Source organism: Amycolatopsis sp. NPDC034160 (assembly GCF_055575355.1).
The window spans coordinates 67,231-90,976 of record NZ_JBVISU010000003.1 but is presented as its reverse complement, the minus strand read 5'-3'; the positions used below and the strand labels follow the sequence as shown (position 1 = coordinate 90,976).

The window sequence follows — 23,746 nt, the reverse complement described above, 5'->3', positions numbered from 1 at the left end:
AAGGAGGATGCGGTGCGTACGAGGGTGATCAAGGTGGCCGCCACGGCCACCGCGCTCGGGTTGGTGCTGTCAGCCTGTGGGTCCACCAAGGACAACACGGCCGCACCGGGAGCCGGTGGGGCGCAAGGCGGCAAGGTCGGCGCGACGATCCCGTTGCTGACCTCGCCGTTCTGGCAGGCCTACAACAACTACGTACCGGCGAAGGCCAAGGAGCAGGGCGTCGACGCGCTGCCGACGGTCAACGCGGACAGCGACTCGGCGAAACAGATCACCGACATCAACACCCTGCTCAACCAGGGCGTCAAGGGTCTCGTCGTGACGCCGCTCGACTCCGCCGCCGTCGTGGCGGGCCTGAAGGCCGCGGAGAACAAGGGCGTCCCGGTGGTGGCCGTCGACGTCGCGCCGGAGAGCGGCAAGGTCGCGATGGTGGTGCGCGCGGACAACAAGGCGTACGGCACCAAGGCCTGCGAGGCGATCGGCGCGAAGGTCACTTCGGGCAAGGTCGTGCAGGTCATGGGCGATCTCGCCTCGGTCAACGGCCGTGACCGCTCCGAGGCGTTCCGGCAGTGCATGAAGTCGAAGTTCCCGGGTGTCCAGGTGCTGGAGATCTCCGCCGAGTGGAAGGCGGACAAGGCTTCGTCCGGTTTGGACAGTCTTCTCACCGCCAACCCGGACATCAAGGCCGTGTACATGCAGGCGGGCGGCGTTTATCTGGCGCCGACGCAGCAGGCCCTCAAGCGCAAGAACCTGTACTTCCCGGTCGGGGACCCGAAGCACGTCGTGCTGGTCAGCAACGACGGGATCCCGCAGGAACTGGCCGCGATCCGCGCCGGTGAACTCGACGCGACCGTGTCCCAGCCCGCCGACGACTACGCCAAGTACGGGATGTACTGGGTCAAGAAGGCGATGGCGGGGGAGACCTTCAAGACGGGGCCGACCGACCACGGCAGCACCGTCGTCGAGGTCCGGCCCGGGATACTGGAAGACCAGCTTCCCGCGCCCGTCGTCACCAAGGAGAACGTGGACGACAAGGCCTTGTGGGGGAACAACCTGTGAGCGCGCTGCCCGCCGGCTCCGCCGCCGTACCGGTGGTCAGCGCACTGGGCGTCGGTAAACGCTACGGCCCGACCGTGGCCCTCTCCGACGTCAGCCTCACCGTGCACCCCGGCGAGTCGCACGCGCTCGTCGGCCGCAACGGTGCGGGGAAGTCCACGCTGGTCTCGATCCTCACCGGATTGTCCAAAACGGATACCGGACGGGTCGAGTTCGGCGGGGTCCCGGCCCCGCCTCTGTCCAAACAGGACGACTGGAAACGCGCGGTCGCCTGTGTCTATCAGCACGCGATGGTCGTCCCGCAGCTGACCGTCGCGGAGAACCTGTTCCTCAATCGCCAGTCCGGGAAGGGATTCGCGATCGGCTGGCAGCGCTTGCGCCGCCAGGCGAGGGAGCTGCTCGACTCTTGGGACGTCCATGTCGACGTCGACACCCCGGCCGGTGAGCTCTCGGTCGAAGACCGGCAGTTCGTCGAGATCGCCAGGGCACTTTCCTACGGTGCCCGGTTCATCGTGCTCGACGAGCCGACGGCGCAGCTGGACAGCCAGGCGATCGAACGGCTCTTCGAGCGGATGCGCCAGATGCAGGACAGCGGGGTGACGTTCCTGTTCATCTCGCACCACCTTCACGAGGTGTACGAGGTGTGTCAGGCGGTCACCGTGTTGCGCGACGCCAAGCACATCCTCACCGCTCCGGTCTCGGAGGTCGGCCGTGCCGAGTTGATCGACGCGATGACCGGCGAGCAGGGCGGCCTTTCCGTCCGCGACGCCTCGACGCGGGAGGCGCTGGCGCCGAACGCCGACGAAGTACTGACCGTCGACGGGCTGTCTGGGGACGGATTCGGCGACGTGACCTTCCGGATCCACCGTGGCGAAGTGATCGGCCTCGCGGGCAGCAACGCCAGCGGCAAACACCAGGTCGCCGAAACCGTGTACGGACTGCGTTCGGCGTCATCCGGGACGATCCGGGTCGAAGGAAAGCCGTTGAAGTCCGGCGACATCCCGGCCGCGATCAGCGCCGGGATCGGCTGCGTGCCGAGGGACCGGCATCAAGAAGGACTGGTGCTGGAGCATTCCATCGCCGACAACGCCACATTGTCCATTTTGGACCGCATGGGGAAGGGTGGCCTGGCGTCTCCGGGCGTCCGGTACTCGAAGGCGTCGAAGGCGTTGACGGATTACGACATCGTCGCGGCCGACGCCGACCAGCCGGTGTCCGACCTTTCCGGCGGCAACCAGCAGAAGGTCGTGCTGGCCCGCGCGCTCGCCGGGGATCCGCGGCTGGTCGTGCTGATCAACCCGACCGCGGGGGTGGACGTGAAATCGAAGGAAGCGCTGCTCGCCGTCGTCGACCGGGTGCGGACCGAGGGCAAGGCGGTGCTGATCGTCAGCGACGAGCTGGACGATCTGCGCCTGAGCGACCGGGTGCTGGTGCTGCGCGCCGGTGCGGTGGTCGCCGAACACCGGGCGGGCTGGTCCGACGGCGACCTGGTGGCCGACATCGAAGGAGTCGAGCGCGGTGCCTGAACTGATGACCGATCCGAAGACTTCGTCGTTCGCGGCCCCGCCACGCCGCCGGAAGGTCAAATGGCTGCGGGAACTCGCGCTGGTGCCGGCGCTCATCGTGGTGCTGATCATCGGAGGACTGATCAGTGACACGTTCCTGACCTTCGGCAGCATCGTCGGCATCCTGTCCGCCTCGGCGGCGCTGTCGATGGTGGTGCTCGGCGAATCGCTGGTCCTGCTCACCGGGAAGTTCGACCTGTCGCTGGAATCCACCATGGGCATGGCGCCCGCGCTCGGCGCGATGCTGGTGATCCCGGTGGCGTCTTCGGGCTTCGGCACCGAATTCCCCGGCTTCGCGGGCATTCTCGCCGTGCTGGTGGCCGGTGCCGCGGTCGGCTTCGTGAACGGGTTCCTGATCGTCAAGCTGAAGCTGAACGCCTTCATCGTCACGCTGGCGATGCTGACGGTGCTGCGCGGTACACAGATCGGGTCCACGCAAGGGAAGACGCTGTTCGACCAGCTGGACGTGTTCACCGCGCTGGCGACGACCACGTTCATCGGGCTGCCGATGTCGGTGTGGCTGGCCGCGGCGCTGTTCGCCGTGTTCGGGCTGGGGCTGCGGTATCACCGGATCGGCCGATCGCTGTACGCCATCGGTGGCAACTCCGAAGCCGCGCGAGCCGCCGGTATCCGCGTCGACCGGATCTCGTGGGGTGTCTTCGTCGTGGCCGGTGTGCTGGCCGCGCTCGGCGGGCTCGCGTACACCGGCTACGTCGGCGCGCTCGGCGCCGATCAGGGCGACGGATTGATCCTTCAGGTGTTCGCGGCTGCGGTGATCGGCGGTGTCTCACTGGACGGTGGGAAGGGCACTCTGGTCGGGGCGCTCACCGGCGTGCTGCTCCTGCAGACGGTCACCAACCTGCTGCAGGTCGCGCAGGTGCCGCCGGAATGGCTGAAGGCGATCTACGGCGTGATCATCCTGGTCGCGTTGATCATCTCCCGCTATGCCGGCGGGAAGGCCCAGTGATATCTGTCGCGCGCTGACGGAAACGCGCCGAAGGGGCGCCGTTGGCAGTCACGGCGCGGTGAGCGAGGAGGCGCCCCTTCATCGCGTTTCCGGGGCCTCCGGCCGAAAGAGGCGCGCGACGGTGAAGTCTCCGTCGGGCGCAGGGCGCCCTTGGGGAGACCTTGTGGCCACTTCGGTGGCCGGTTGGGAGAGTGTGCGGTGTCAGGAAGCTTCGGCGGTCACGGTCGGGTCGTCGGCGGTGCCCAGGGCGTTGCGGAGCCATTGTTCGACCCCGGCCACGTGCACGGTGGCCCACGAACGCGCCAGTTCGGGTTCGCGGGCGGCGATGGCCTCGTAGATCGCCGTGTGCTGCTCGCGGGTCTTCGCGACGGCGCCCTCCTGCGTGAGGCCGCGCCAGATGCGGGCGCGCGCGGTGGGGCCCGAAAGGCTGTCCAAGAGCGAACACAGCACCGGATTCCCGGAGCCGTCGGCGATCTTGCGGTGGAACTGCAGGTCGTTCGCGACCAGCGCCTCCACCGTCGGCGAGTCGGCCAGCTCGTCGAGCAGGCGGCCTAGTTCCGCGATGTCCTCGTCGCTCATGTGCATCGCGGCCAGCGCCGTCGCCGCCGGTTCGAGGATCCGGCGGACGGCGAGGAAGTCCAGCACGGTGTCGTCCCGGTGGAAGTCCACCACGAACGTCATCGCGTCGAGAAGGAGATTCGGTTCGAGGCTGGTGACGTATGTCCCGTCACCCTGGCGGACGTCGAGTACGCGGATCAGGCACAGCGCCTTCACCGCTTCGCGCAGCGAACTGCGGGACAGGCCGAGCCGCTGGGCCAGTTCGGCCTCCTTCGGCAGCCTGTCGCCGGGAGCAAGCTCACCGGAGATGATCATGTCCTTGATCTTGTCGATCGCGACATCGGTGACCGGCATCTTCCACCGCCCTCCCCGAAGACCTCGGATGTTTGTGTGTCAGTTGACAGAGTGCCATGTTTCCCGCTGAGGAGGAGCTTTGACCCACGGTGTCGCACTACAAAGGGTGGCACTCCATACCCGGTTGAAGCCGGGCAAGGAGGCCGAATACGAGTCGGTCCACGCCGTCATCCCGCCCGATCTCGACGTCGCGTTGCGCGGCGCGGGCGTGCGTTCGTGGCGGATCTGGCGGGACGGTCTCGACCTGTTCCACCTGGTGGAAGTCGAAGATTACGCGAAGATGCGCGCGACACTGCGCGATCATCCGGCCAACATTCCCTGGCAGGCGCGGATGTCGGAACTGCTCGACGTCGAAGACGACTACTCCGGTAACGATTCGGGCCTCGGCCTGGTTTGGGAGCTTCCGTGAAGATCTCCCTGTCCCCGCTCGGGCTCGGCTGCGCGCAGCTGGGCAACCTGTACCACGCCATCACCGACGAAACGGCCGAAGCGACCGTCCGGCAGGCATGGGACGAAGGCGTCCGTTATTTCGACACCGCCCCGCACTACGGTCTCGGCCTGTCCGAACGACGGCTGGGCGCGGCGCTTTCGGCGTACCCTCGCGCGGACTACGTGGTGTCGACCAAGGTCGGCCGCGTGCTGGAACCCGATCCCGATGGCGCTTCACGGACCGACAGTCAGGGTTTCGTCGTGCCGGCGGCCTACAAACGCCGGTGGGACTTCAGCCGTGACGGGATCCTCCGGTCGCTTGAGGACAGTCTCGAACGACTCGGGCTCGACCGCGTGGACGTCGTCTACGTGCACGATCCGGACGAACACTTCGAAGATACCGTCGACGGCGCGTTTCCCGCGCTGCTCGAACTGCGCGAGCAGGGTGTCGTCGACGCCATCGGCGCCGGGATGAACCAGGCGCCGATGCTCGCGGAGTTCGTCCGCCGCTTCGACCTCGACGTGCTCCTGCTGGCCGGCCGGTACACCCTGCTCGACCAGCCCGCGCTCGACGATCTTCTGCCGCTGTGCGTGGAACGCGGGGTGGACGTGGTCGCCGGGGGAGCGTTCAACGCGGGGATCCTCGCCACGGCGTCGCCGGGCACGATGTACGACTACGCCGAGGCTCCCACCGGACTGGTCGCGCGGGCGCGGGCCATCGCCGAAGTCTGCGAGCGGCACGGTGTCGAACTCCCGCAGGCCGCCTTGGCGCTGCCCGCCGCGCATCCGGCGGTCGTGTCCGTCGTCGTCGGCGCGCACGATCCCGGGCAGGTCCGGCTCAACGCCGAGCGGTTCCGGCGGCCGGTACCGCGCGCGTTGTGGGCGGACCTGATCCGTGCGGGACTGTTGCGTGAGGACACCGTGCTGCGACCGGAAGGACAGTCGTGATCGACGCGCACCACCACCTCTGGGATCCCACGCGGCGGCACTATCCTTGGCTGGCCGATGCCGCCCTCGATCCGATCCGCCGTCCGTACACAGTGGACGATCTTCGCGCGGTGACCAAGGCTGCGGGAGTGAAGGGGACCGTGCTGGTGCAGACGGTCTCGTCGGAGGAGGAGACGCGTGAGTTCCTCGCGACCGCTTCCGCCGAGCCTTTGCTCGCCGGGGTCGTCGGCTGGGTCGATCTCACCGCCCCCGATGTCGCCGACCGCGTCGCCGCCTTTTCCGGTCCACTGGTGGGAATCCGGCATCAGGCGCAGGACGAGGCGGATCCGTCTTGGCTGACCAGGCCCGAGGTCCTGCGTGGCCTCGCCGCCGTCGGCGAGGCCGGGCTGGCGTACGACCTGTTGGTGAAGCCGCCTCAGCTCCCGGCCGCCGTTACCGCGGCGAGGTCGTTGCCTGATCAGGTTTTCGTTCTCGACCACGCCGCGAAGCCACCGATCTCCTCCGGGGAATGGCAGCCTTGGGCGGACGGAATCGCGGCCTTGGGCGCCTTGGAAAACGTCTACTGCAAGCTCTCGGGCCTGGTGACCGAGGCGGACTGGGCACAGTGGAAGGTCGGACATCTGGCGCGCTGGGCCGAGCACGTGCTGGAGTGCTTCGGGGCTTCGCGGCTGATGTTCGGCTCCGACTGGCCTGTCTGTGAACTCGCCGCCGCGTACGAGGTGGTCGTGGACACGGCGTTCTCGCTGACCGGTTCGCTGAGCGACGCCGAGCGGCTGGAGTTCTTCGACGGCACGGCTCGGCGGGCCTATCGGCTCACCTGAGCGGCAGGTCGGGAAAGTGAGAGGCGCGGGGGCCAGGCGCCGGATAGCCGCCGATCAACGACCTGCGACAGGGGGAAGGAAAGATCAGAATTCGTCGTGGGTGACCATCGTCCGCAGGCGGGCCAGTGCGCGGTGCTGCGTCACGCGCACGTTGCCGGCGGAGATTCCGAGCGCCTCGGCGGTTTCCGCGGCGGAAAGGCCGACGGCGATGCGGAGCGCGAGGATCTCCTGCTGCACTCGCGGAAGTTTGGAGAGCAGGCGGCTGAGCCGGGCACCGAGGTCCAGGTGCAGGGCGTGCGTTTCGGGCTCGTTGTCGCCGATGGGTCGTTCCGGCAGTTCCGGCACCGGTTCCGACCGGTCGCGGGAGACCGCGCGGTAGGCGTCGGCGACCTTGTTGGCGGCGATCGCGTGCACGAGGTAGAGGAACGAACCGCCGCGATCCTGATAACCCGGCAGTGCCTTCAGCACGGCCATGCACACTTCCTGCGCGACGTCGTCCGCCGACAGGTAGGACAGGTCGCGGCCGCCCATTCTGGCGCGGCAGTAGCGGACCACGACGGGGCCGATCATCCGCAGCAGCGCTTGGATGGCGGCGGGATTCCCGTCGCCCGCGTCCTTGACGAGAGGATCGAGATCCTCCTTCGTCAACCGTCCGCCCGGTCGAGGCAGGTTCTCCGGTGTCGTATAGCCGGGGACCGCATCGGTGGTGACGGTTCTGGACGCGCTGGAGATTGCTTGCATGGTCGTCCTCCCCGGCCGACCCTGCGACCGTCGCTGTCGAGGGGCCAACAATCCGTAATGATTGAGGGCGGCAGATGCTCCGTAAGATCAGGTTCACCCGCCGCCGTTGCGACGCAGCGTAATCGTAGGCGTCGATCGGACGGCAGTAAAGATTTCAACTAGAGATAGCCCATTCGCCGGAGTCGGCTTAATACAACCGAGACTCCGCGTCGCGAAAAGGGTGCGCGCGATCGCTCGATGTGCGCGGCGGTTAGCGCACGGCGATCAAAGCGGCCGCCGTGGCTACGACAAGTGCCGACACGGTGACCGCCAGGACAGGGTTAAGAGGTTTCGGGGTGTCCGTGCTGCGCAGTGCCCGTTCACGAACCGCTCCGACGACGGCGAGGGTGATCACCATGGCGCCGGCGAACACGACGGGGATGATCGCCGTCCCCCACCCCCGGCGGGCGGCCGAATGCAGCAGCAGGAGTGTGCAGGCAGTAGCCGCGAGCGCGGTCCGGCGCCAGGCCAGTCCCGTCCGTTCCGCTTGCGCTCCGTGATCGCTCACACGCTCGCCAAGTTCACGAGAAGACCACCAGTGCCGCGGCCGTCAGTGTGATCACGAGGATCCCCGTGGTCAGCACGAGCAGCATTCCGCTCTTCGGCAGCGGCCGTCCCGCGCGCATCGCGGCCTGGACCCGCCGCCAGCGGGGATACGCGCTCGCCGCGAGTACGGCGGCCAGTACGACGCACAGCCCGGCGAGGACGGTGCTCAGCGCGGTGGGGTCCGGTACCAGCTGGTGCACGGCGACCCCGCCGGCGAGCAGGCCCAGCGCCGTCCGGAGCCAGGCAAGGAAGGTCCGTTCGTTGGCGAGCGTGAATCGGTAATCGGGTTCCGAACCGCTGTCGTGCGGTCCGTTGATCTCTGCCACGCGACGAGACTAGGCCTTCTGGCGCGGGAAGACCCACCAGCGAAGGACCCCGAAGCGCGCGATGCCACCCACGACGCTGGCCGCGAGCAAGGCGCCCGTCTGCTCCAGCGCGGTCGGCTCGGTGATCACCGCGTCGAGTGACGCGAGCACGATCGAGCCGTACGCGGCGTAGAAGGCGAACGTCACCACGTCCTGAAAATGCCGTTTGCCCGCATGACTCTTCCGGGTGGCGAAGGTGACCCGACGGTGGAACTCGGTGTTTCCGACCGTCGTGACCGCGAGCGCGACCAGATTGGCCAACTGGGCGCCCAAGACCGGCTGAAGGACAAGGAAGAGCACCGCTTGGAGGCCGGTGGCGGCGACCCCGGCGACGACGTACCAGGCGGCATGGTGGCCGAGCTCGTGATGCCGTTCCGGCGCGCGCCGGATGATCCGGTGCCCTGGCGCCCACCTGGTGGTGGTCATGAAGACGACGCTACCCCTCGTTTCACAAATTTGTGAAGCTGCTAAAGCCATTGAGAACTGTGATCCCCCCGACAGCGTCGTCGTTTGGCCTCCGGTGGCATCGGGTAGGCCACAGGGACCGGGTCGAGTACAGCACGGCCCGGCGAACGTCCGATGAGGAGGGAACGGCCGATGGACGACCGCGATACGGCTGAGCCGGAAACCTTGAGTCCCAGTGAAGCGCTCGACGAGGACGAACTCCGGGTCGATCCGCTCGAAGAGGGCGTGGAACCACCCGAACACTGGAGTGGCGCCGACCGGTTCGGGACGACGCCGGCGGAAATGCGCGAAGGGGAGTCGCACGCCATGCGGCTGGCCGAAGAGGAGCCGGACGTCGGCGAAAAATGATCTTCACTCAGACGGCGGGCCGTGTTGTCACCCCCTAGCGTGGTCCGTCAAGTGCAAGACCGCGACGAAGGAAGGCAGAGATGCTGACAGTCACCGAAGCCGCCGCCGAGGCGATCACCGCACTGACCGGGCAGGAGGGAACCGACGACGGCAGCGGACTGCGTTTCGCGATGCACTCCCAGCAGGGAGACAGTCCGCAGCTCGCGGTTTCCGTTGCTCCGCAACCCGAAAGCGGCGACAAGGTGCTCGGCGCCGACGGGGGCCCGAAGGTCTTCCTGGAGCCGGAAGCGGCCGCGTTGCTCGACGACAAGGTGCTCGACGTCCAGCAGGACGAGACCGGCGAAGTCGCTTTCGCCGTACTCCCGCAGCCTCACCCAGGCAACTGAGCCGTTTCAGGCTTACTTGAGTTTTAAGGCAAACGTGGCGTCTTGAGGCTTTCGGTGAGGGATGGGTCAGGTTGGTCGTGAGTGGCGATTCGGGTTCTAACCCGAATCGCCACTCACGACCCACTGGACCCACGCGCCGCTGCCCTCAACGAGTCCTTCACGGCCCAGCCGCTGGCCGCTCCCGCCCACTCCACCACGACACGTTTGCCTCACCCCTCTATAGAACCCTCAGCGCCACTCACGACCCCATGCAGGGCAGAACATCGGGGCATAATCGAGCGCTCGCTCAGGAATGTCCCTTGTGGACATGAAGCCCGGTCCGCGTCCACCACCCCTCAAACGGTCCGAGCCCAGGCGCGGACCAGTTCCCCGGCCCGCTCGCGCAGGAGTTCCGCCGCGTGCGTGCGGGCGTGGTCGAGCGAAGGCGCATGGTCGATCAAGGCGGCGCTGCCCACGACACCGAGGCCGGTGAGCTGGCGCTCGTCCAGCTGGATCCGTCCGGCGAGCACCATCAAGGGCACCGAATGCTCGTGCGCGCGGGCCGCGATACCCGCCGGGGCCTTGCCGTCCAGGCTTTGCTCGTCGAGTGAGCCCTCGCCGGTGATGACCAGGTCGGCGCGCTCGATGGCGCCGTCGACCCCGGTGAGCCCGGCGATGAGCCGGAAACCGGATTCCACTCGGCCGCCGAGTCCCGCGATCGCGCCGGCGGCCACCCCGCCACCCGCCCCCGCTCCGGAGATGTCGGAGACGTCGGGAGCCCCGGCGTTCCGCAGCGCCTGTGCCCAGCGGGCCAGCGACGCGTCCAGTCGCTCGACTTCGCGTGGTCCGGCCCCCTTCTGCGGTCCGAAGATCGCGGCCGCGCCACGCGGTCCGAGCAGCGGATTCGTCACGTCCGTGGCGACTGACACCGGCACGGAACCGAGTCGTTCGCGCGCCGGCCCGAGTTCGGCCGAGGCGACGCGCCCCAACGTGCCGCCACCGAGCCCGACCGGCGCCCCGAACGCGTCGAACACCCCGGCGCCCAGCGCCGCCAGCATCCCGGCACCGCCGTCGGTGCTCGCGGTTCCGCCGACGGTCAGCACGAGCCGCCGCGCGCCGTCGTCGATCGCGTGCGCGAGCAGTTCGCCGACGCCCCAGGTATGCGCGGCCAGCGCCACCTCCGGACTTGGCTCGACGAACTCGATCCCGCACGCACGGGCCGATTCGATGTAGGCCGTCCCGTCGAGTGTCACGTAGCGCGCGTCGACGGTGTCGTCGAGCGGCCCGCGAACGGGGAGTTCCACGAGACGGCCACCCGCCGCCACGAGGACGTCGAGCGTTCCCTCGCCGCCGTCCGCGACCGGGCAGGCGGAGATTTCGGCCTCGGGCAGTGCGTCGCGGACGCCGTGGGCGATCGCCTCCGCGGCCTCGACCGCGGTCAGGCTTCCCTTGAATTTGTCGGGCGCGATGACCACACGAGTCATGGACGAACCTCCGTCAGCGGGTTTCCGCCGGTGAGCACCGACGCGACGTTCTCGGCCGCGAGCACGGCCATGGCGGTACGGGTTTCGACCGTCGCCGATCCGAGGTGCGGCGTCAAGACGACGTTCTCACGGTCAAGGAGGCGCGGTTCGACGTGGGGCTCGGCTTCGAACACGTCGAGTGCGGCTCCGGCGATCTCCCCGGCTTCGAGCGCGTCCGCCAGCGCCGCCTCGTGCACGACGGGTCCGCGCGTGGTGTTGATCAGACAGGCGCCCGGTTTCATCGTCTTCAGCGCTTCCGCGTCGATGAGATGCCGGGTCTGTGGCGTCAGCGGGCAGTGCAGTGAGACGACGTCGGAACTTTTCAGCAGTTCGTCGAAGGGCACATATTCGGCGCCCAAGGCCTTCTCGGTCTCTTCGGCGGCCCGCGACCGTCCTGAGTAGACGATCCGCATGCCGAAGCCGAGTGCCCGCCGCGCGACCGCCTGCCCGATCTGGCCGAGCCCGACGACACCGAGCGTCTTGTCCTGCAGTCCGGAGCCGAGCAGGAAACCCAGGTGGAACGACCACGGCGTGCGCGAGCGGAGCAGCCGTTCGCCCTCGCCGAGCCGTCGCGTGACCGCGAGGATCAGCCCGAACGCCAGATCCGCGGTGGCGTCGGTGAGCACGCCGGGGGTGTTGGTGACCGTGACGCCGCGTTCGGCCAGTGCCGGGACGTCGATGTTGTCGTAGCCGACGGCCACGTTCGCCACGACCTTCAGCGCCGGACCCGCCGCGTCGGCGACCCCGCCGTCGATCCGGTCGTGCAACATGCCGACGATCGCGGACGCGCCTTGGACGAATTCACGCAGTTCGTCCGGCGTCAGCGGCCGTTCGGCTCGCGACAGTTTCACCTCCCCGATGTCGGCGAGCACTTTCAGCGCTTCGTCGGGAATCCACCGGGTCACCGCGATCGTCGAGGTCACGCCATCAGCCTAGTGGGCGGAGATTGGTATCCCAAACGCGAGAAACCCCGGTATGAGGGAGGCGCTTCCCCTGTGCGGGGGAGTCGTCACCGTCCGTCGCCGCGAGATGGTCGTAACCGCGGAAAGGTTCCGTGAGCAGGGGGTTCCAGGGGGTGGAAATGAAACGATCACGAGAACTCGCGGCCATCGGAGCCGCGATGGTCATCGCCACGACCCTCGTCGCGTCGGGCCCGGCATCGGGGGCGGAGGGGGACAAAGGGAAGCCGTCCGAGCCGAGTCTGATCGGCAGCGCCAAGATGCTGCGCACGGACGGCGACGACGTTCGGTTCACCTTCGATGCCCACGGTCTCTATCCGGACAGCCGCGGGACGTTCCGGGTGAGCCATGTCGGCGAGGGTTTCTCCGGCTACTTCCAGGGGACGGTCGACTGCCTGGTGGTCGGCGGTCCGGTCGCCGTGGTCACCGGCATCGTCAAGGACACGAACGTCCCGGAGCTCAAGGAGCGCCGCGTCGGGATGACGGTGTACGACCACGGTAGGCGCGACCGAGTCGGCTACAGCTGGGGGCTCGATCGCGAAAACAAGTTCGTCGTGCCGCCCTGTATGAGCGGTGCGCCGTTCGAGACGGTCGAGACCGGGGACTTCCGGGTCGTCGAATGGTTTCCGCCCGGCAGTGGGATGAGCTGAGCTCCTTCGGGGACCCGTGAAGGCTGATCGAGATTCACCGGGCCGGAAGCAGTGCCCGGACCCGGCCGACTGTGCTATGTTCATATGGAGAACAGCTGTGCGCGATACGAACATTATCAACAGGCCGGGAGTGGGGATGGCGGAGCTGCTGTCGTTGAAGGACGCCGTGGCACGGCTGGTGCACGACGGGGACACCGTCGCGCTCGAGGGCTTCACGCACCTCATTCCGGTCGCCGCCGGTCACGAGATCATCCGGCAGCGCCGCACCGGGCTGACGCTCGTCCGCATGACCCCGGACATCGTCTACGACCAGCTCATCGGCGCCGGTTGCGCGAGCAAGCTGATCTTCTCCTGGGGTGGCAATCCCGGTGTCGGCTCGCTGCACCGCTTCCGTGACGCGGTACAGCATGATTGGCCGGTTCCCTTGGAAATAGAGGAACACAGCCACGCGGGCATGGCGAATCGGTACGTCGCCGGCGCGTCGGGCCTGCCGTTCGCGGTGCTGCGCGGCTACACCGGCACCGATCTCGCCGCGCAGACCGACACGATCAAGCCCATCACCTGCCCGTTCACCGGCGAGCGACTCGCCGCCGTCCCCGCGCTCAATCCGGACGTGTCGATCGTGCACGCCCAGCGTGCCGACCGGTCCGGCAACGTCCAGATCTGGGGCATCACGGGCGTGCAGAAGGAGGCGGTGCTCGCGGCGAAGCGCTCGCTGGTCACCGTCGAGGAGATCGTGGACGAGCTGGAGCCCAGGCCGGGCGCGATCGTGCTGCCGTCGTGGGCGGTCACCGCCGTCGCCGAGATTCCCGGCGGCGCGAAGCCGTCGTACGCGGCGGGGTACTACGAACGGGACAACGACGCCTACCAGGCATGGGACGCGATCGGCCGGGACAGGGAGAGCTTCACCCGCTGGCTCGGCGAGCTGACGGGAGTGAAGGCATGACCGACTACACCTCCGACGAGATGATGAGCGTCGCCGCCGCTCGCGCGCTCGGCGACGGAATGTCCTGTTTCGTGGGCATCGGCCTGCCGAGCACGGCCGCGAACCTCGCTCGGCGAGGCCACGCGCCGAACCTCACGCTGATCTACGAATCCGGGTGTCTCGGCGCCAAACCGAGCCGCCTCCCGTTGTCCATCGGCGACGGCGAACTCGCCGACACCGCGGACGCCGTGGTCAGCGTCCCGGAGGTCTTCAACTACTGGCTTCAGCCCGGCCGGATCGACGTCGGCTTCCTCGGCGCCGCACAGCTGGACAAGTTCGGCAACATCAACACCACCGTGATCGGCCCGGACTACGCCAACCCGAAGGTGCGCCTGCCCGGCGCGGGCGGTGCGCCGGAGATCGCCGCGTCCTGCCGCGAGGTGTTCGTGGTGCTGCGGCAGAGCACCCGCACCTTCGTCGAGAAGGTCGACTTCGTGACGTCGTTCGGCCACGGCACCGGCAAGGGCGACCGTGAGCGGCTCGGCCTTCCCGGCGCCGGGCCGACGCTGGTGGTCACCGACCTCGGCCTGATGCGGCCCGACCCGGAGACCGCGGAGCTCACGCTGACCGAGCTGCATCCCGGCGTCGAGGTCGATCAGGTCGTCAAGGCGACCGGGTGGAAACTGAAGGTGGCAGGCGACCTGGCTACCACCCCGGCGCCGACCGAGGCAGAACTCCGCATCCTCCGAGACCTCAAAAGGGCGAGCGCATGACCGACGTCTTCCTGTTCGACGCCATCCGTACCCCGTTCGGCAAGTACGGCGGCGCCCTGTCCGGGGTCCGCCCGGACGATCTCGCCGCCACCGTGCTGCGGGCGCTGGGCGAGCGCAACGACCTCGACCCGGCCACCGTGGACGAGGTCGTCCTCGGCGACGCCAACGGCGCCGGCGAGGACAACCGGAACGTCGCGCGGATGGCGGCGCTGCTGGCGGGCTGGCCGACGAGTGTCCCGGGCGCCACGGTCAACCGGCTGTGCGGCTCCGGCCTCGACGCGGTGATGCAGGCGAGCCGTTCGATCCAGGTCGGCGACGCTTCGCTCGCCGTCGCGGGCGGGGTGGAGTCGATGAGCCGCTCGCCGCTGGTCATGCAGAAGCCGGAAAAGGCCTTCCCCGCCGGAAACCAGACGCTGTACTCCACCGCACTCGGCTGGCGCATGGTCAACCCGAAGATGCCCGAGCAGTGGACGGTCTCGCTCGGCGAGTCCACCGAACAGCTCGCCGAACGCTACGGCATCGGCCGCGAGGAGCAGGACGCCTTCGCCGTCCGCAGTCACGTCAACGCCGCCCGCGCCTGGGACGAAGGCTTCTACGACGATCACGTCGTCCCCGTCGAAGGCGTCGAACTCACCCGTGACGAAGGTATCCGGCCGGATACCAGCCCGGAGAAACTCGCGAAGCTCAAGCCCGTCTTCCGTCCACAAGGGACGGTCACCGCCGCGAACGCCTCGCCGCTGAACGACGGCGCGTCCGCGTTGCTGCTCGGTGACGAGGCGGCCGGGAAACGGCTCGGCAAGGCGCCACTGGCCAGGATCGCCGGCCGGGGCGCGGCGGGCGTCGATCCCGACGTCTTCGGCATCGGCCCGGTGCGCGCGGCCGAAATCGCCTTGGAGCGGGCCGGAATCGGCTGGGAAGACCTGGCTGCCGTCGAACTGAACGAGGCGTTCGCCGCGCAGTCGCTGGCGTGCCTGCGCGACTGGTCGGAACTCGACCCGGAGATCGTCAACGTCAACGGCGGCGCCATCGCGATCGGGCATCCGCTGGGCGCCTCCGGCGGCCGCATCCTCGGCACCTTGGCCCATCATCTGCGCCGCTCCGGTGGCCGGTGGGGACTGGCGGCCATCTGCATCGGCGTCGGCCAGGGGCTGGCCGTCGTCCTCGAAGCCCAGTGATCCGCTGACCCGCGCTGGAGGGAACAGTATGTCCGCACCCGCAGAACTGAGGCTCCCGCGCTACCGGCGCGATCCGGAGGGGACGCATCCGCCGCTCGACCACGCCGGTTACCGGTCGACGGCGCTGCGGCACCCCAAAGAGCCGCTGATCGTGCTTCCGCAGCTGCTGACGGAGGTGACCGGGCCGGCGCTGGGGCCGGGGCGCGTCGGCGAATCCGACAACGACCTCACCCAAGGGCACGCGGGCGAGCCGCAGGGACAGCGGATCATCGTCACCGGGCGGCTGCTCGACGGCGACGGGCGGCCGATCCGGGATTCGCTGGTGGAGATCTGGCAGGCGAACGCGGGCGGCCGGTACCGGCACACCGGGGACCGGTGGCCGTCGCCGATCGACCCCAACTTCGACGGCGCGGGCCGGACGCTGACCGACAGCGAGGGCCGCTACACCTTCACCACCATCAAACCGGGCGCGTACCCGTGGAAGAACCACGACAACGCCTGGCGCCCGGCGCATATCCACTTCTCCGTGTTCGGCAGCGCGTTCACCCAGCGGCTGGTCACGCAGATGTACTTCCCGGAAGACCCGCTGTTCTCGCAGGACCCGATCTTCAACTCCATCCCGGACGAGAAGGCGCGGCAGCGGATGATCGCGCGGTTCGACCTCGACCGCACCGAGGCCGAATGGGCGCTGGCCTTCCAGTTCGACATCGTCGTCCGGGGCCGCGAGGCGTCGGTCTTCGAGGACGAGGAGGACGAGCACTGATGCCGGAGACGACGCCCTCCCAGACCGTCGGCCCGTACCTGGCCCTCGGCCTGCCCTGGCCGGACGGGCCCGACGTCGTCCCCGCGGACGAACCGGCCGCGATCCGTATCCACGGCCGCGTCCTCGACGGCGCGGGCGCCCCCGTGCCGGACGGCATGATCGAGACCTGGCAGGCCGACGCCGAAGGCCGGTTCGATCACCCCGACGATCCGCGCGGAGCCGTCGCGAGCGGATTCCGGGGCTTCGGGCGCTGCCCGACGGACCCGGACGGGAACTACGAGATCCGGACGATCAAACCCGGGCCGGTGCCCGGACCGGCGGGAAGTACCCAGGCTCCGCACATCGACGTCTCGGTACTGGCCCGCGGCCTGCTGCACCGCGTCGTCACCCGGATCTACTTCGAGGACGACGACAACTCCGGGGATCCGGTACTGGCTTCGGTCCCGGAGGCGCGCCGGGGCACGCTGATCGCCGCCAAGACCGGCGACGGCTACCGGTTCGACATCCGGTTGCAGGGCGAAGGGGAGACGGTGTTCTTCGATGTCTGAGCCGGTGAAGGTGCACAGCGTCGCGGACGGGCCGGCGGACGGCCCGGTCGTGGTGTTCAGCGGATCGCTCGGCAGTGACCACCGCATGTGGGAGCCGCAGGTGAAACCCTTGGCGGACAAGGGTTTCCGGGTACTCCGCTATGACACCCGCGGACACGGCGCGTCCCCGGTACCGCCGGGGCCGTACGCGCTCGAGGACCTCGGCGGTGACCTGCTCGCATTGCTCGACGAGCACGGCGTCGAACGTGCCCACGTCGTCGGGCTCTCGCTCGGCGGGATGATCGGGATGTGGCTCGGCGTGCACGCGCCGGACCGGATCGAAAGCCTGGTGCTGTGCTGCACGTCCGCGAAACTCGGGCCGCCGGAGATGTGGGCGGACCGGGCGAAGACAGTCCGGGAGAACGGCACCGGAGCGGTCGCCGAAGCCGGAGCCGGCCGCTGGGTGACGGCGGGCTACGCCGCGGCCCATCCCGACAAGGTCGCTTACCTGCGCGAGATGATCGCGGCCGTCCCCGCCGAGGGATACGCGGCCGCATGCCGGGCCATCGAACAGATGGACCTCGTCGGCGACCTGCCGAAGATCTCGGCGCGGACCCTGGTCATCGCCGGGGCCGAGGATCCGGCCACCCCGGTCGAGCACGCCGAGGTGATCGCGGGCGGTATCCCGGGCGCCCGGCTCGAGGTCGTCGGAGGCGCCGCGCACCTGGGGAGCTTCGAACAACCCGAGCGGTTCACCGCGCTGATCCTCGACCACCTGGAGGTGCCCCGATGAGCGAAGATCCCTATGAGACGGGCATGCGGGTGCGGCGTGAAGTCCTCGGAGACGCCCACGTCGATCGCGCGGTGGCCCGCACCACCGAGTTCAGCCGACCGTTCCAGGACTACATCACCCGGGGCGCCTGGGGCTCGGTCTGGTCGCGCGACGGACTCGACCGCAAGACCCGCAGTTGCGTCACCCTGGCCGCGCTCACCGCGTTGCACGCGCACGACGAACTCGCCATGCACGTCCGGGCCGCCGTCCACAATGGACTTACCGCCCAGGAGATCTCCGAGGTCCTGCTGCACACCGCCGTCTACGCGGGCGCCCCGGCCGCCAACGCCGCGTTCGCCGTCGCGCAGCGGGTGCTGGCCGAACTAGGTGAGCCTGCCGCCCAGGAAGAGGGTGGCCGTTAGGGTTCTCATATGGACGAAGGCGAGGTGACCGAGCGCGGAGCGCACCATGTCCAGTCGCTGGAACGTGGGCTGGCGGTGATCAAGGCGTTCAACGCGGACGCGGCCGAGCTGACCTTGAGCGACGTCGCCCGTGCCACCGGGCTGACCAGGGCGGCCGCTCGCCGGTTCCTGCTCACCCTCGTCGACCTGGGGTACGTGCGCACGGACGGCAAGTACTTCTCGCTCACCGCGCGGGTCCTCGAACTCGGCTACTCGTACCTGTCGAGCCTGTCGCTGCCCGAGGTCGCCCAGCCACATCTGGAGCGGTTGTCCGCCGAGGTACACGAGTCCAGCTCGGTCTCGGTGCTCGAAGGCCCGGACATCGTCTACGTCGCCCGCGTGGCCGTCTCGCGGATCATGACCGTCAGCATCAACGTCGGCACCCGGTTCCCCGCCCACGCGACGTCGATGGGGCACGTCCTGCTGGCCGGTCTCCAAGATCCCGACCTGCGCGGCTACTTCGACGCGGCCAAACTCGAGAAACTGACCGCGCACACGCTGACCAGGCAACAGGACCTCCTCGCCGAACTGGAGCGGGTGTACCGGCAGGGTTACGCGATGGTCGACCAGGAACTCGAAGAAGGCCTCCGCTCGATCGCCGCGCCGATCCGGAACCGGCGCGGCCGGGTCGTGGCCGCGGTCAACCTGTCCACGCATGCCAGCCGCACGACGCGGGAGTCGGTCGAGCGCGAACTGCTGCCGCCGTTGCTCGAGGCGGCACGGGCCATCGAAGCCGATCTGGCCTCGGCACCGCCGAGCAAGGCCGGCCATGGCTGAGATCGCCGGGCTGCTGCTCGCGGCCGGGGCCGGGCGCCGGTTCGGTGGGCCGAAGGCGCTGGCCGTCCTCGACGGCGAGCCGTTCGTCGTCCGGGCGCTGCGGGCGCTCACCGACGCGGGCTGCGTGCCGGTCCGGGTGGTGCTGGGTGCCTCGGCCGCCGAAGTCCGTGCGCTCCTGCCCGATCCCGAGTCCGCCGTCGTGGCAGGTGGCTGGGAGTCCGGTATGGGCGCGTCACTGCGTGCAGGCTTGAGGGCGCTGGAAACGACCGGCGCCGAAGCCGCCGTCGTGCACCTCGTCGATTTGCCCGGCGTCGGTGCCGAAGTCGTCCGCCGGGTCGCGAACGACGCAGGCCCGGGCAGCGTCGCGCGGGCGGCCTACGACGGTGTCCCCGGTCATCCTGTCGTGCTCGGCCGCCGCTGGTGGCCGGAGATCGTGGCGGGCGCGTCCGGGGACAAGGGCGCGCGCGACTGGCTCAAGGGCCGCCCGGAGCTGCGGCTCGTCGAATGCGGCGACCTCGGCACCGGCCACGACGTGGACCGCCGCGAGGATCTTCCAGGCTGATCCGCGGCTCCGCGAGGCCTACCATCGGGTCGTGACCGTCGAATCGCCGGAGAAACTGGCCGAAGCCCTCGAATCGGTCGGCTATCTCGCCGACGACGGCATCGCCACGGCCGGGTTCCTCGCCTTGCGGCTCGGCCGCCCGCTGTTCTGCGAGGGCGAACCGGGCGCCGGCAAGACCTCGCTCGCACTGGGACTGGCCGAAGCACTCGGCATGCCCCTCATCCGGCTCCAATGCCACGAAGGGATCGACGCGGCACAGGCGCTGTACGAATGGGACTTTCCCCGGCAGCTGCTGCATTTGCGCGCGCTCGAAGCCTCCGGCCACGGCGGTCTCGACGTCGAGACCGCCGAGCAGTCCCTCTACACCGAGCGTTTTCTGCTCTCCCGGCCCCTGCTGAAGGCGTTGCAGACCTCGCCGTGCGTGTTGCTGGTCGACGAGATCGACCGGGCGGACGACGAGTTCGAAGCGTTCCTGCTGCAACTTCTCGACGAGAACGCGGTGACCATCCCCGAGTTCGGCGAGGTGCGGGCCGAACATCCGCCGCTGGTGGTGCTCACTTCCAACCGGACCAGGGAAGTGCACGACGCGCTGAAGCGCCGTTGCCTCTACCACTGGCTCGAACACCCCGGCCTGGCCCGCGAAATCGAGATCCTGCGCCGCAAGATCCCGAACCTGGGCGAAGATCTCGCCGCCCAGGTCGCGACGGCGGTGCACCGGCTGCGGGCGATGGAGCTGCTGAAGCCGCCCGGCGTGGCGGAGTCGATCGACTGGGCTCAGGCCCTTCTCGCGCTGGGCAGGTCCGAACTGGACGCCGCGGTGGCCGCCCGGACCCTCGGCTCGGTCCTCAAGTACAGCGAAGACCTCGACCGGGTCCGGGCCAAGCTGGACAAACTGCTCGCCTGAGCAGGGGTGCGGGTTACCATGGCCAAGCGGAACACTGATCCGGTAACCGCGAGGTGGCGAGGAGCGACGTGGTGAGCAACGGCGAGGGTCGCAGGTCGAAACGGGCGGACGCCCGGCGCAACGAGAAGACCCTGCTCGACGCGGCCGCCGCCGTCTTCGTCGCTTCGGGCGTCGAGGCGCCGGTCCGCGACATCGCGGCCAAAGCGGGCGTCGGGATGGGCACGATCTACCGGCACTTCCCGACCAGGGCGGATCTCATCGTCGCCGTCTACCGGCACCAGGTCGACGCCTGCGCCGAAGCGGGTCCGGAACTGCTGGCGTCGAGCGATTCCCCGTACGAGGCGTTGCGGCGCTGGATCGACCTCTTCGTCGATTTCCTGGTCACCAAACACGGTCTCGCCGCCGTGCTGCAATCCGACAACGCCGGCTTCGAGACGCTGCACACCTCTTTCCTCGACACCCTCCTGCCCGTCTGCACCCGATTGCTCGAAGCGGCGGCCGAAGCGGGCGAGATCCGCGCCGGTCTCCAGGCCTACGAGGTCATGCGCGGGATCGGGAACCTCTGCATCGGCGCCGACAGCGATCCCCGCTACGACGCGCGACGGCTGGTCGACGTCCTCATCGCGGGACTGCGCCGGTGACCCCGCGTTTCGTCCTCTGAATGCGGTAGTTGCCCGGGCAACTACCGCATTCAGAGGACGAAACGCGCGCACAATGGGGGTGTGAGCGATCCAGTGGCGGGTTTCGTCGGCTTCGCGGAGGCTTTGCGCGAAGCGGGCTTGCCGTGCGACGCGCACCGGGTCCAGGCGTACCTCGCGGCCGTGGGCGAGGTCGACCTCGCCGATCCCGAGCAGCTGTACTGGGCGGGACGGCTGACGCTGTGCGCCGACCCCGACGACCTCCCACGCTACGACGCCGCCTTCGACGGCTGGTTCACCGGAACGGAAGCCGGACCACGCCGTCGAGGCCGGGAAGCGACCCCGAAACGAGCCAGGATCGCCACGCTCGTGCAGGCGCCAGGCCAGGGCGAGTCCGGCGCGGAACCCGACCGGCTCCGCGTGGCGGCGAGCGAGGACGACATCCTCCGGCATCGCGACCTCGCCGAACTGACCGTCACCGAACGCGCTCACCTGCGGGAACTGCTCGCTAAACTGCGCCCTGCCCTTCCGCCGCGGACATCACCGCGCCGCCGTGCCGCCCGGCGAGGCGCCCTCGATCCCTCGCGCACTCTCCGCGCGATGCTGGCGGGCGGCGGCGAGCCCGTGCGGCTGGCGTATCGGCGCCGGAGCACCAAGCCGCGCCGTCTCGTCCTCCTCATCGACGTCTCCGGCTCGATGGGCCCGTACGCCGACGCCCTGCTGCGGTTCGCGCACGTCGTGTCCCGGAGCGCTCCCGGCCGGGTCGAGGTGTTCACCCTGGGTACCCGGCTCACCCGGGTGTCCCGCCAGCTGCGGCTGCGCGACCCCGAACGCGCGATGCTCGCCGCGGCCGCCGCGGTCCCCGATTTCGCGGGCGGGACCAGGCTCGGCGAGACCCTCCGGGCCTTCCTCGACCGCTGGGGGCAACGCGGGGTGGCCAGGCGTTCCGTGGTCACCGTGTTCTCCGACGGCTGGGAACGGGGCGACCCGGGACTGCTCGGCGAGCAGGTCGCCAGGCTGCGCCGGCTCGCGCACGTCGTATTCTGGGTGAATCCCCATGCGGGGCGGGCGGGTTACGCTCCCGTGCAGTCCGGCATCGTGGCCGCGCTCCCGTACCTGGATCGGCTGCTGGCCGGGCACAGCCTGGCCACGTTGGAACGACTGCTTGTGGAGATCGCCGATGCGTGACGTACTGGACGAACTGCACCGCCGCTGGGCCGCCGGGGAGACGGTGGGGGTCGGCACGGTGGTGGCGACGTTCTCGTCGGCGCCGCGGAGTCCTGGCGCGGCGATGCTCGTCGCCCCGGACGGCACGGTCACCGGCAGCGTCTCCGGCGGGTGCGTCGAGGGAGCGGTTTACGAACTCGCCCAGCAGGTGGTCGCCGAACGCGCGCCCGTGCTGCGACGCTACGGCGTCACCGACGACGACGCCTTCGCCGTCGGGCTGACCTGCGGCGGGATCATCGACATCTACGTCCAGCACGTCGACCGCGACTCGATGCCGGAACTAGGTGACGTCGTCGAATCGGTCCACAATGGACAGCCGGTCGCCGTGGTGACGGTGGTCGAGCACGAACGGCCAGGGCTGGTCGGGGAGCATCTGATCGTCTGGCCGGACCGCGTCGCCGGTTCGCTCGGCTCCTCGCGGATGGACGACGCCGTCGTGGACGACGCGCGCGGCATGCTCGCCGGTGGCCGCACCGGCACGCTGCACTACGGGCCGGACGGGCAGCGCCGCGGCGAGGGGATGACGGTCTTCGTCAATTCCTTCGAACCGCCCGCGCGCCTGCTGGTCTTCGGCGCGATCGACTTCGCCGCCGCGATGGCGAAGATGGGCGCGTACCTCGGCTATCAGGTCACGGTCTGCGACGCGCGACCGGTGTTCGCGACGAAGAGCCGGTTCCCCGACGCGCACGAGGTCGTCGTCGACTGGCCGCACCGGTACCTCGCGGCGGAAGTGGAAGCGGGCCGGATCGACGGCCGGACCGCGATCGCCGTACTCACCCACGACCCGAAGTTCGACGTGCCGCTGCTGGAGGTCGCGTTGCGCCTCGACGTCGGCTACGTCGGCGCGATGGGCTCGCGCAAGACCCACGACGACCGGTTCGCGCGGCTGCGCGAGGCCGGGCTGACGGAGGCGGAACTCGAACGGCTGTCTTCGCCGATCGGCCTCGACCTCGGCGCGCGGACGCCGGAGGAGACGGCCGTGTCGATCGCGGCGGAGATCATCGCGCTGCGGTGGAACGGTTCGGGTTCGAGGCTCGCCGAACTCACCGGCCGGATCCACGGCTGATGCCGGGGACCGGGACGGCCTGACTCGATTTGACCACTTCGAAGGCGGGCAAGGTCTCGAAACGTTTGACGTGCTCCTCGAACAGTTCCCTGGACAGGTACCGGCTCTCTTTGAGGTCCGGGGTGAGCAGGACGACGACGTAGTCCCATTGCCCGACGATGCTGTAGCAGTGCTGGACGCGTGGTTCGGCCAGCATGCGTTCGCGGAAAGCGGTGTGGTGCTTCTCGTCGTCGTCGGTCAGCGCGACCAGGATGACCGACGCCATCCCCGCGCTCAGCGCCTCCGGATCGAGCACGGCGACCTGCGCGCGGATCACGCCCGCGGCGCGTAACCGCGTCAGCCGTCGCTGGACCGCGCTCGGGGAAAGGCCGATGGCGTCACCCAATTCATGCAGCGGGCGGGCCGCGTCCACCTGGACGAGGTCGAGCAGCAGGTGGTCGATCTCGTCGAGAGGCACGCAAGATTTTTGCACACGGACGG

The 23,746-nt window shown here is 69.2% G+C and carries 30 protein-coding genes; 22 read left to right on the top strand and 8 right to left on the bottom strand.

Going from position 1 to position 23,746, the window contains the following annotated elements; all coding sequences use genetic code 11:
• Positions 1-12: 12 nt before the first annotated feature.
• Genes ACZ54P_RS08895 through ACZ54P_RS08885 form a run of 3 tightly spaced genes read left to right on the top strand, consistent with a single transcriptional unit; the run spans position 13 to position 3,585 of the window.
• Positions 13-1,056: a sugar ABC transporter substrate-binding protein gene (locus ACZ54P_RS08895; protein WP_465460955.1), complete on the top strand. Its 1,044-nt coding sequence runs from the start codon at positions 13-15 to the stop codon at positions 1,054-1,056.
• A complete protein-coding gene (locus ACZ54P_RS08890) occupies positions 1,053-2,579 on the top strand; it encodes a sugar ABC transporter ATP-binding protein (RefSeq protein ID WP_465460954.1) in 1,527 nt (508 codons plus the stop codon). The genes ACZ54P_RS08895 and ACZ54P_RS08890 overlap by 4 nt, the downstream gene beginning before the upstream one ends.
• Positions 2,572-3,585, top strand: a complete 1,014-nt coding sequence (locus ACZ54P_RS08885) for an ABC transporter permease (protein WP_465460953.1) — start codon at positions 2,572-2,574, stop codon at positions 3,583-3,585. Before ACZ54P_RS08890 ends, ACZ54P_RS08885 begins: the two co-directional genes overlap by 8 nt.
• A gap of 201 nt (positions 3,586-3,786) precedes the next feature.
• Here ACZ54P_RS08885 and ACZ54P_RS08880 read toward each other — a convergent pair whose 3' ends face one another.
• Positions 3,787-4,497 (bottom strand): FadR/GntR family transcriptional regulator, encoded by a 711-nt coding sequence (locus ACZ54P_RS08880; RefSeq protein ID WP_465460952.1) that lies wholly within the window; start codon positions 4,495-4,497, stop codon positions 3,787-3,789.
• A 106-nt stretch (positions 4,498-4,603) separates the two neighbouring features.
• Here ACZ54P_RS08880 and ACZ54P_RS08875 point away from each other — a divergent pair, with 106 nt between their 5' ends.
• Genes ACZ54P_RS08875 through ACZ54P_RS08865 form a run of 3 tightly spaced genes read left to right on the top strand, consistent with a single transcriptional unit; the run spans position 4,604 to position 6,695 of the window.
• Positions 4,604-4,906: an L-rhamnose mutarotase gene (locus tag ACZ54P_RS08875; RefSeq protein ID WP_465460951.1), complete on the top strand. Its 303-nt coding sequence runs from the start codon at positions 4,604-4,606 to the stop codon at positions 4,904-4,906.
• A complete protein-coding gene (locus tag ACZ54P_RS08870; RefSeq protein ID WP_465460950.1) occupies positions 4,903-5,874 on the top strand; it encodes an aldo/keto reductase in 972 nt (323 codons plus the stop codon). Before ACZ54P_RS08875 ends, ACZ54P_RS08870 begins: the two co-directional genes overlap by 4 nt.
• Positions 5,871-6,695, top strand: a complete 825-nt coding sequence (locus tag ACZ54P_RS08865; protein ID WP_465460949.1) for an amidohydrolase family protein — start codon at positions 5,871-5,873, stop codon at positions 6,693-6,695. The genes ACZ54P_RS08870 and ACZ54P_RS08865 overlap by 4 nt, the downstream gene beginning before the upstream one ends.
• Positions 6,696-6,779: 84 nt before the next feature.
• Here the strand turns inward: ACZ54P_RS08865 and shbA are convergent, their stop codons facing one another.
• The 4 genes from shbA to ACZ54P_RS08845 form a co-directional block, all read right to left on the bottom strand.
• Positions 6,780-7,436, bottom strand: coding sequence for an RNA polymerase sigma factor ShbA (gene shbA / locus ACZ54P_RS08860; RefSeq protein ID WP_465460948.1), 657 nt, complete (start codon positions 7,434-7,436; stop codon positions 6,780-6,782).
• A 250-nt stretch (positions 7,437-7,686) separates the two neighbouring features.
• Positions 7,687-7,983 carry a DUF202 domain-containing protein gene (locus ACZ54P_RS08855; RefSeq protein WP_465460947.1) on the bottom strand — a complete coding sequence of 99 codons (297 nt, stop codon included), beginning with the start codon at positions 7,981-7,983 and terminating at the stop codon, positions 7,687-7,689.
• A 13-nt stretch (positions 7,984-7,996) separates the two neighbouring features.
• A complete protein-coding gene (locus tag ACZ54P_RS08850) occupies positions 7,997-8,347 on the bottom strand; it encodes a YidH family protein (protein ID WP_465460946.1) in 351 nt (116 codons plus the stop codon).
• 9 nt (positions 8,348-8,356) lie between these two features.
• Entirely contained in the window at positions 8,357-8,812 is a 456-nt protein-coding gene (locus ACZ54P_RS08845) for a GtrA family protein (RefSeq protein WP_465460945.1), read from the bottom strand.
• Positions 8,813-8,983: 171 nt separating this feature from the next.
• Between ACZ54P_RS08845 and ACZ54P_RS08840 the strand changes: the two genes are divergently transcribed.
• Together ACZ54P_RS08840 and ACZ54P_RS08835 are read left to right on the top strand one after the other, a co-directional pair.
• Complete coding sequence (locus tag ACZ54P_RS08840; RefSeq protein ID WP_465460944.1) at positions 8,984-9,199, top strand: hypothetical protein; 216 nt, start codon at positions 8,984-8,986, stop codon at positions 9,197-9,199.
• A gap of 80 nt (positions 9,200-9,279) precedes the next feature.
• Entirely contained in the window at positions 9,280-9,585 is a 306-nt protein-coding gene (locus ACZ54P_RS08835; protein ID WP_465460943.1) for an iron-sulfur cluster biosynthesis protein, read from the top strand.
• A 335-nt stretch (positions 9,586-9,920) separates the two neighbouring features.
• On the opposite strand, the gene ACZ54P_RS08830 is transcribed toward ACZ54P_RS08835, so the two are convergent.
• Positions 9,921-11,048 carry a glycerate kinase gene (locus ACZ54P_RS08830; RefSeq protein ID WP_465460942.1) on the bottom strand — a complete coding sequence of 376 codons (1,128 nt, stop codon included), beginning with the start codon at positions 11,046-11,048 and terminating at the stop codon, positions 9,921-9,923.
• A complete protein-coding gene (locus ACZ54P_RS08825; RefSeq protein WP_465460941.1) occupies positions 11,045-12,010 on the bottom strand; it encodes a 2-hydroxyacid dehydrogenase in 966 nt (321 codons plus the stop codon). The genes ACZ54P_RS08830 and ACZ54P_RS08825 overlap by 4 nt, the downstream gene beginning before the upstream one ends.
• A 158-nt stretch (positions 12,011-12,168) precedes the next feature.
• Between ACZ54P_RS08825 and ACZ54P_RS08820 the strand changes: the two genes are divergently transcribed.
• The 14 genes from ACZ54P_RS08820 to ACZ54P_RS08755 all read left to right on the top strand — a co-directional run bounded on the left by ACZ54P_RS08820 (position 12,169) and on the right by ACZ54P_RS08755 (position 23,266).
• Complete coding sequence (locus tag ACZ54P_RS08820; protein ID WP_465460940.1) at positions 12,169-12,696, top strand: hypothetical protein; 528 nt, start codon at positions 12,169-12,171, stop codon at positions 12,694-12,696.
• Between the two features lie 136 nt (positions 12,697-12,832).
• Complete coding sequence (locus ACZ54P_RS08815; protein ID WP_465460939.1) at positions 12,833-13,642, top strand: CoA transferase subunit A; 810 nt, start codon at positions 12,833-12,835, stop codon at positions 13,640-13,642.
• Positions 13,639-14,394: a CoA-transferase subunit beta gene (locus tag ACZ54P_RS08810; RefSeq protein ID WP_465460938.1), complete on the top strand. Its 756-nt coding sequence runs from the start codon at positions 13,639-13,641 to the stop codon at positions 14,392-14,394. The genes ACZ54P_RS08815 and ACZ54P_RS08810 overlap by 4 nt, the downstream gene beginning before the upstream one ends.
• Positions 14,391-15,569 carry a thiolase family protein gene (locus tag ACZ54P_RS08805; RefSeq protein WP_465460937.1) on the top strand — a complete coding sequence of 393 codons (1,179 nt, stop codon included), beginning with the start codon at positions 14,391-14,393 and terminating at the stop codon, positions 15,567-15,569. Before ACZ54P_RS08810 ends, ACZ54P_RS08805 begins: the two co-directional genes overlap by 4 nt.
• Positions 15,570-15,597: 28 nt before the next feature.
• Entirely contained in the window at positions 15,598-16,332 is a 735-nt protein-coding gene (pcaH, locus tag ACZ54P_RS08800) for a protocatechuate 3,4-dioxygenase subunit beta (RefSeq protein WP_465460936.1), read from the top strand.
• Entirely contained in the window at positions 16,332-16,880 is a 549-nt protein-coding gene (gene pcaG, locus ACZ54P_RS08795) for a protocatechuate 3,4-dioxygenase subunit alpha (protein WP_465460935.1), read from the top strand. Before pcaH ends, pcaG begins: the two co-directional genes overlap by 1 nt.
• The gene (gene pcaD / locus ACZ54P_RS08790) at positions 16,873-17,652 is read left to right on the top strand and encodes a 3-oxoadipate enol-lactonase (protein ID WP_465460934.1); all 780 of its coding nucleotides are present in this window, start codon (positions 16,873-16,875) and stop codon (positions 17,650-17,652) included. Before pcaG ends, pcaD begins: the two co-directional genes overlap by 8 nt.
• Positions 17,649-18,053 carry a 4-carboxymuconolactone decarboxylase gene (gene pcaC / locus ACZ54P_RS08785; protein WP_465460933.1) on the top strand — a complete coding sequence of 135 codons (405 nt, stop codon included), beginning with the start codon at positions 17,649-17,651 and terminating at the stop codon, positions 18,051-18,053. Before pcaD ends, pcaC begins: the two co-directional genes overlap by 4 nt.
• 9 nt (positions 18,054-18,062) lie before the next feature.
• Entirely contained in the window at positions 18,063-18,869 is an 807-nt protein-coding gene (locus tag ACZ54P_RS08780; protein ID WP_465460932.1) for an IclR family transcriptional regulator domain-containing protein, read from the top strand.
• Positions 18,862-19,431, top strand: coding sequence for a nucleotidyltransferase family protein (locus ACZ54P_RS08775; RefSeq protein WP_465460931.1), 570 nt, complete (start codon positions 18,862-18,864; stop codon positions 19,429-19,431). The genes ACZ54P_RS08780 and ACZ54P_RS08775 overlap by 8 nt, the downstream gene beginning before the upstream one ends.
• A 31-nt stretch (positions 19,432-19,462) precedes the next feature.
• Positions 19,463-20,335: an AAA family ATPase gene (locus ACZ54P_RS08770; RefSeq protein ID WP_465460930.1), complete on the top strand. Its 873-nt coding sequence runs from the start codon at positions 19,463-19,465 to the stop codon at positions 20,333-20,335.
• Between the two features lie 71 nt (positions 20,336-20,406).
• Positions 20,407-20,976, top strand: coding sequence for a TetR/AcrR family transcriptional regulator (locus ACZ54P_RS08765; RefSeq protein WP_465460929.1), 570 nt, complete (start codon positions 20,407-20,409; stop codon positions 20,974-20,976).
• A gap of 81 nt (positions 20,977-21,057) precedes the next feature.
• Positions 21,058-22,161, top strand: coding sequence for a vWA domain-containing protein (locus tag ACZ54P_RS08760; RefSeq protein WP_465460928.1), 1,104 nt, complete (start codon positions 21,058-21,060; stop codon positions 22,159-22,161).
• Complete coding sequence (locus ACZ54P_RS08755) at positions 22,154-23,266, top strand: XdhC family protein (RefSeq protein ID WP_465460927.1); 1,113 nt, start codon at positions 22,154-22,156, stop codon at positions 23,264-23,266. Before ACZ54P_RS08760 ends, ACZ54P_RS08755 begins: the two co-directional genes overlap by 8 nt.
• Here the strand turns inward: ACZ54P_RS08755 and ACZ54P_RS08750 are convergent.
• Positions 23,244-23,723, bottom strand: a complete 480-nt coding sequence (locus ACZ54P_RS08750; RefSeq protein ID WP_465460926.1) for an Lrp/AsnC family transcriptional regulator — start codon at positions 23,721-23,723, stop codon at positions 23,244-23,246. The genes ACZ54P_RS08755 and ACZ54P_RS08750 overlap by 23 nt on opposite strands.
• Between the last annotated feature and the right edge of the window lie 23 nt (positions 23,724-23,746).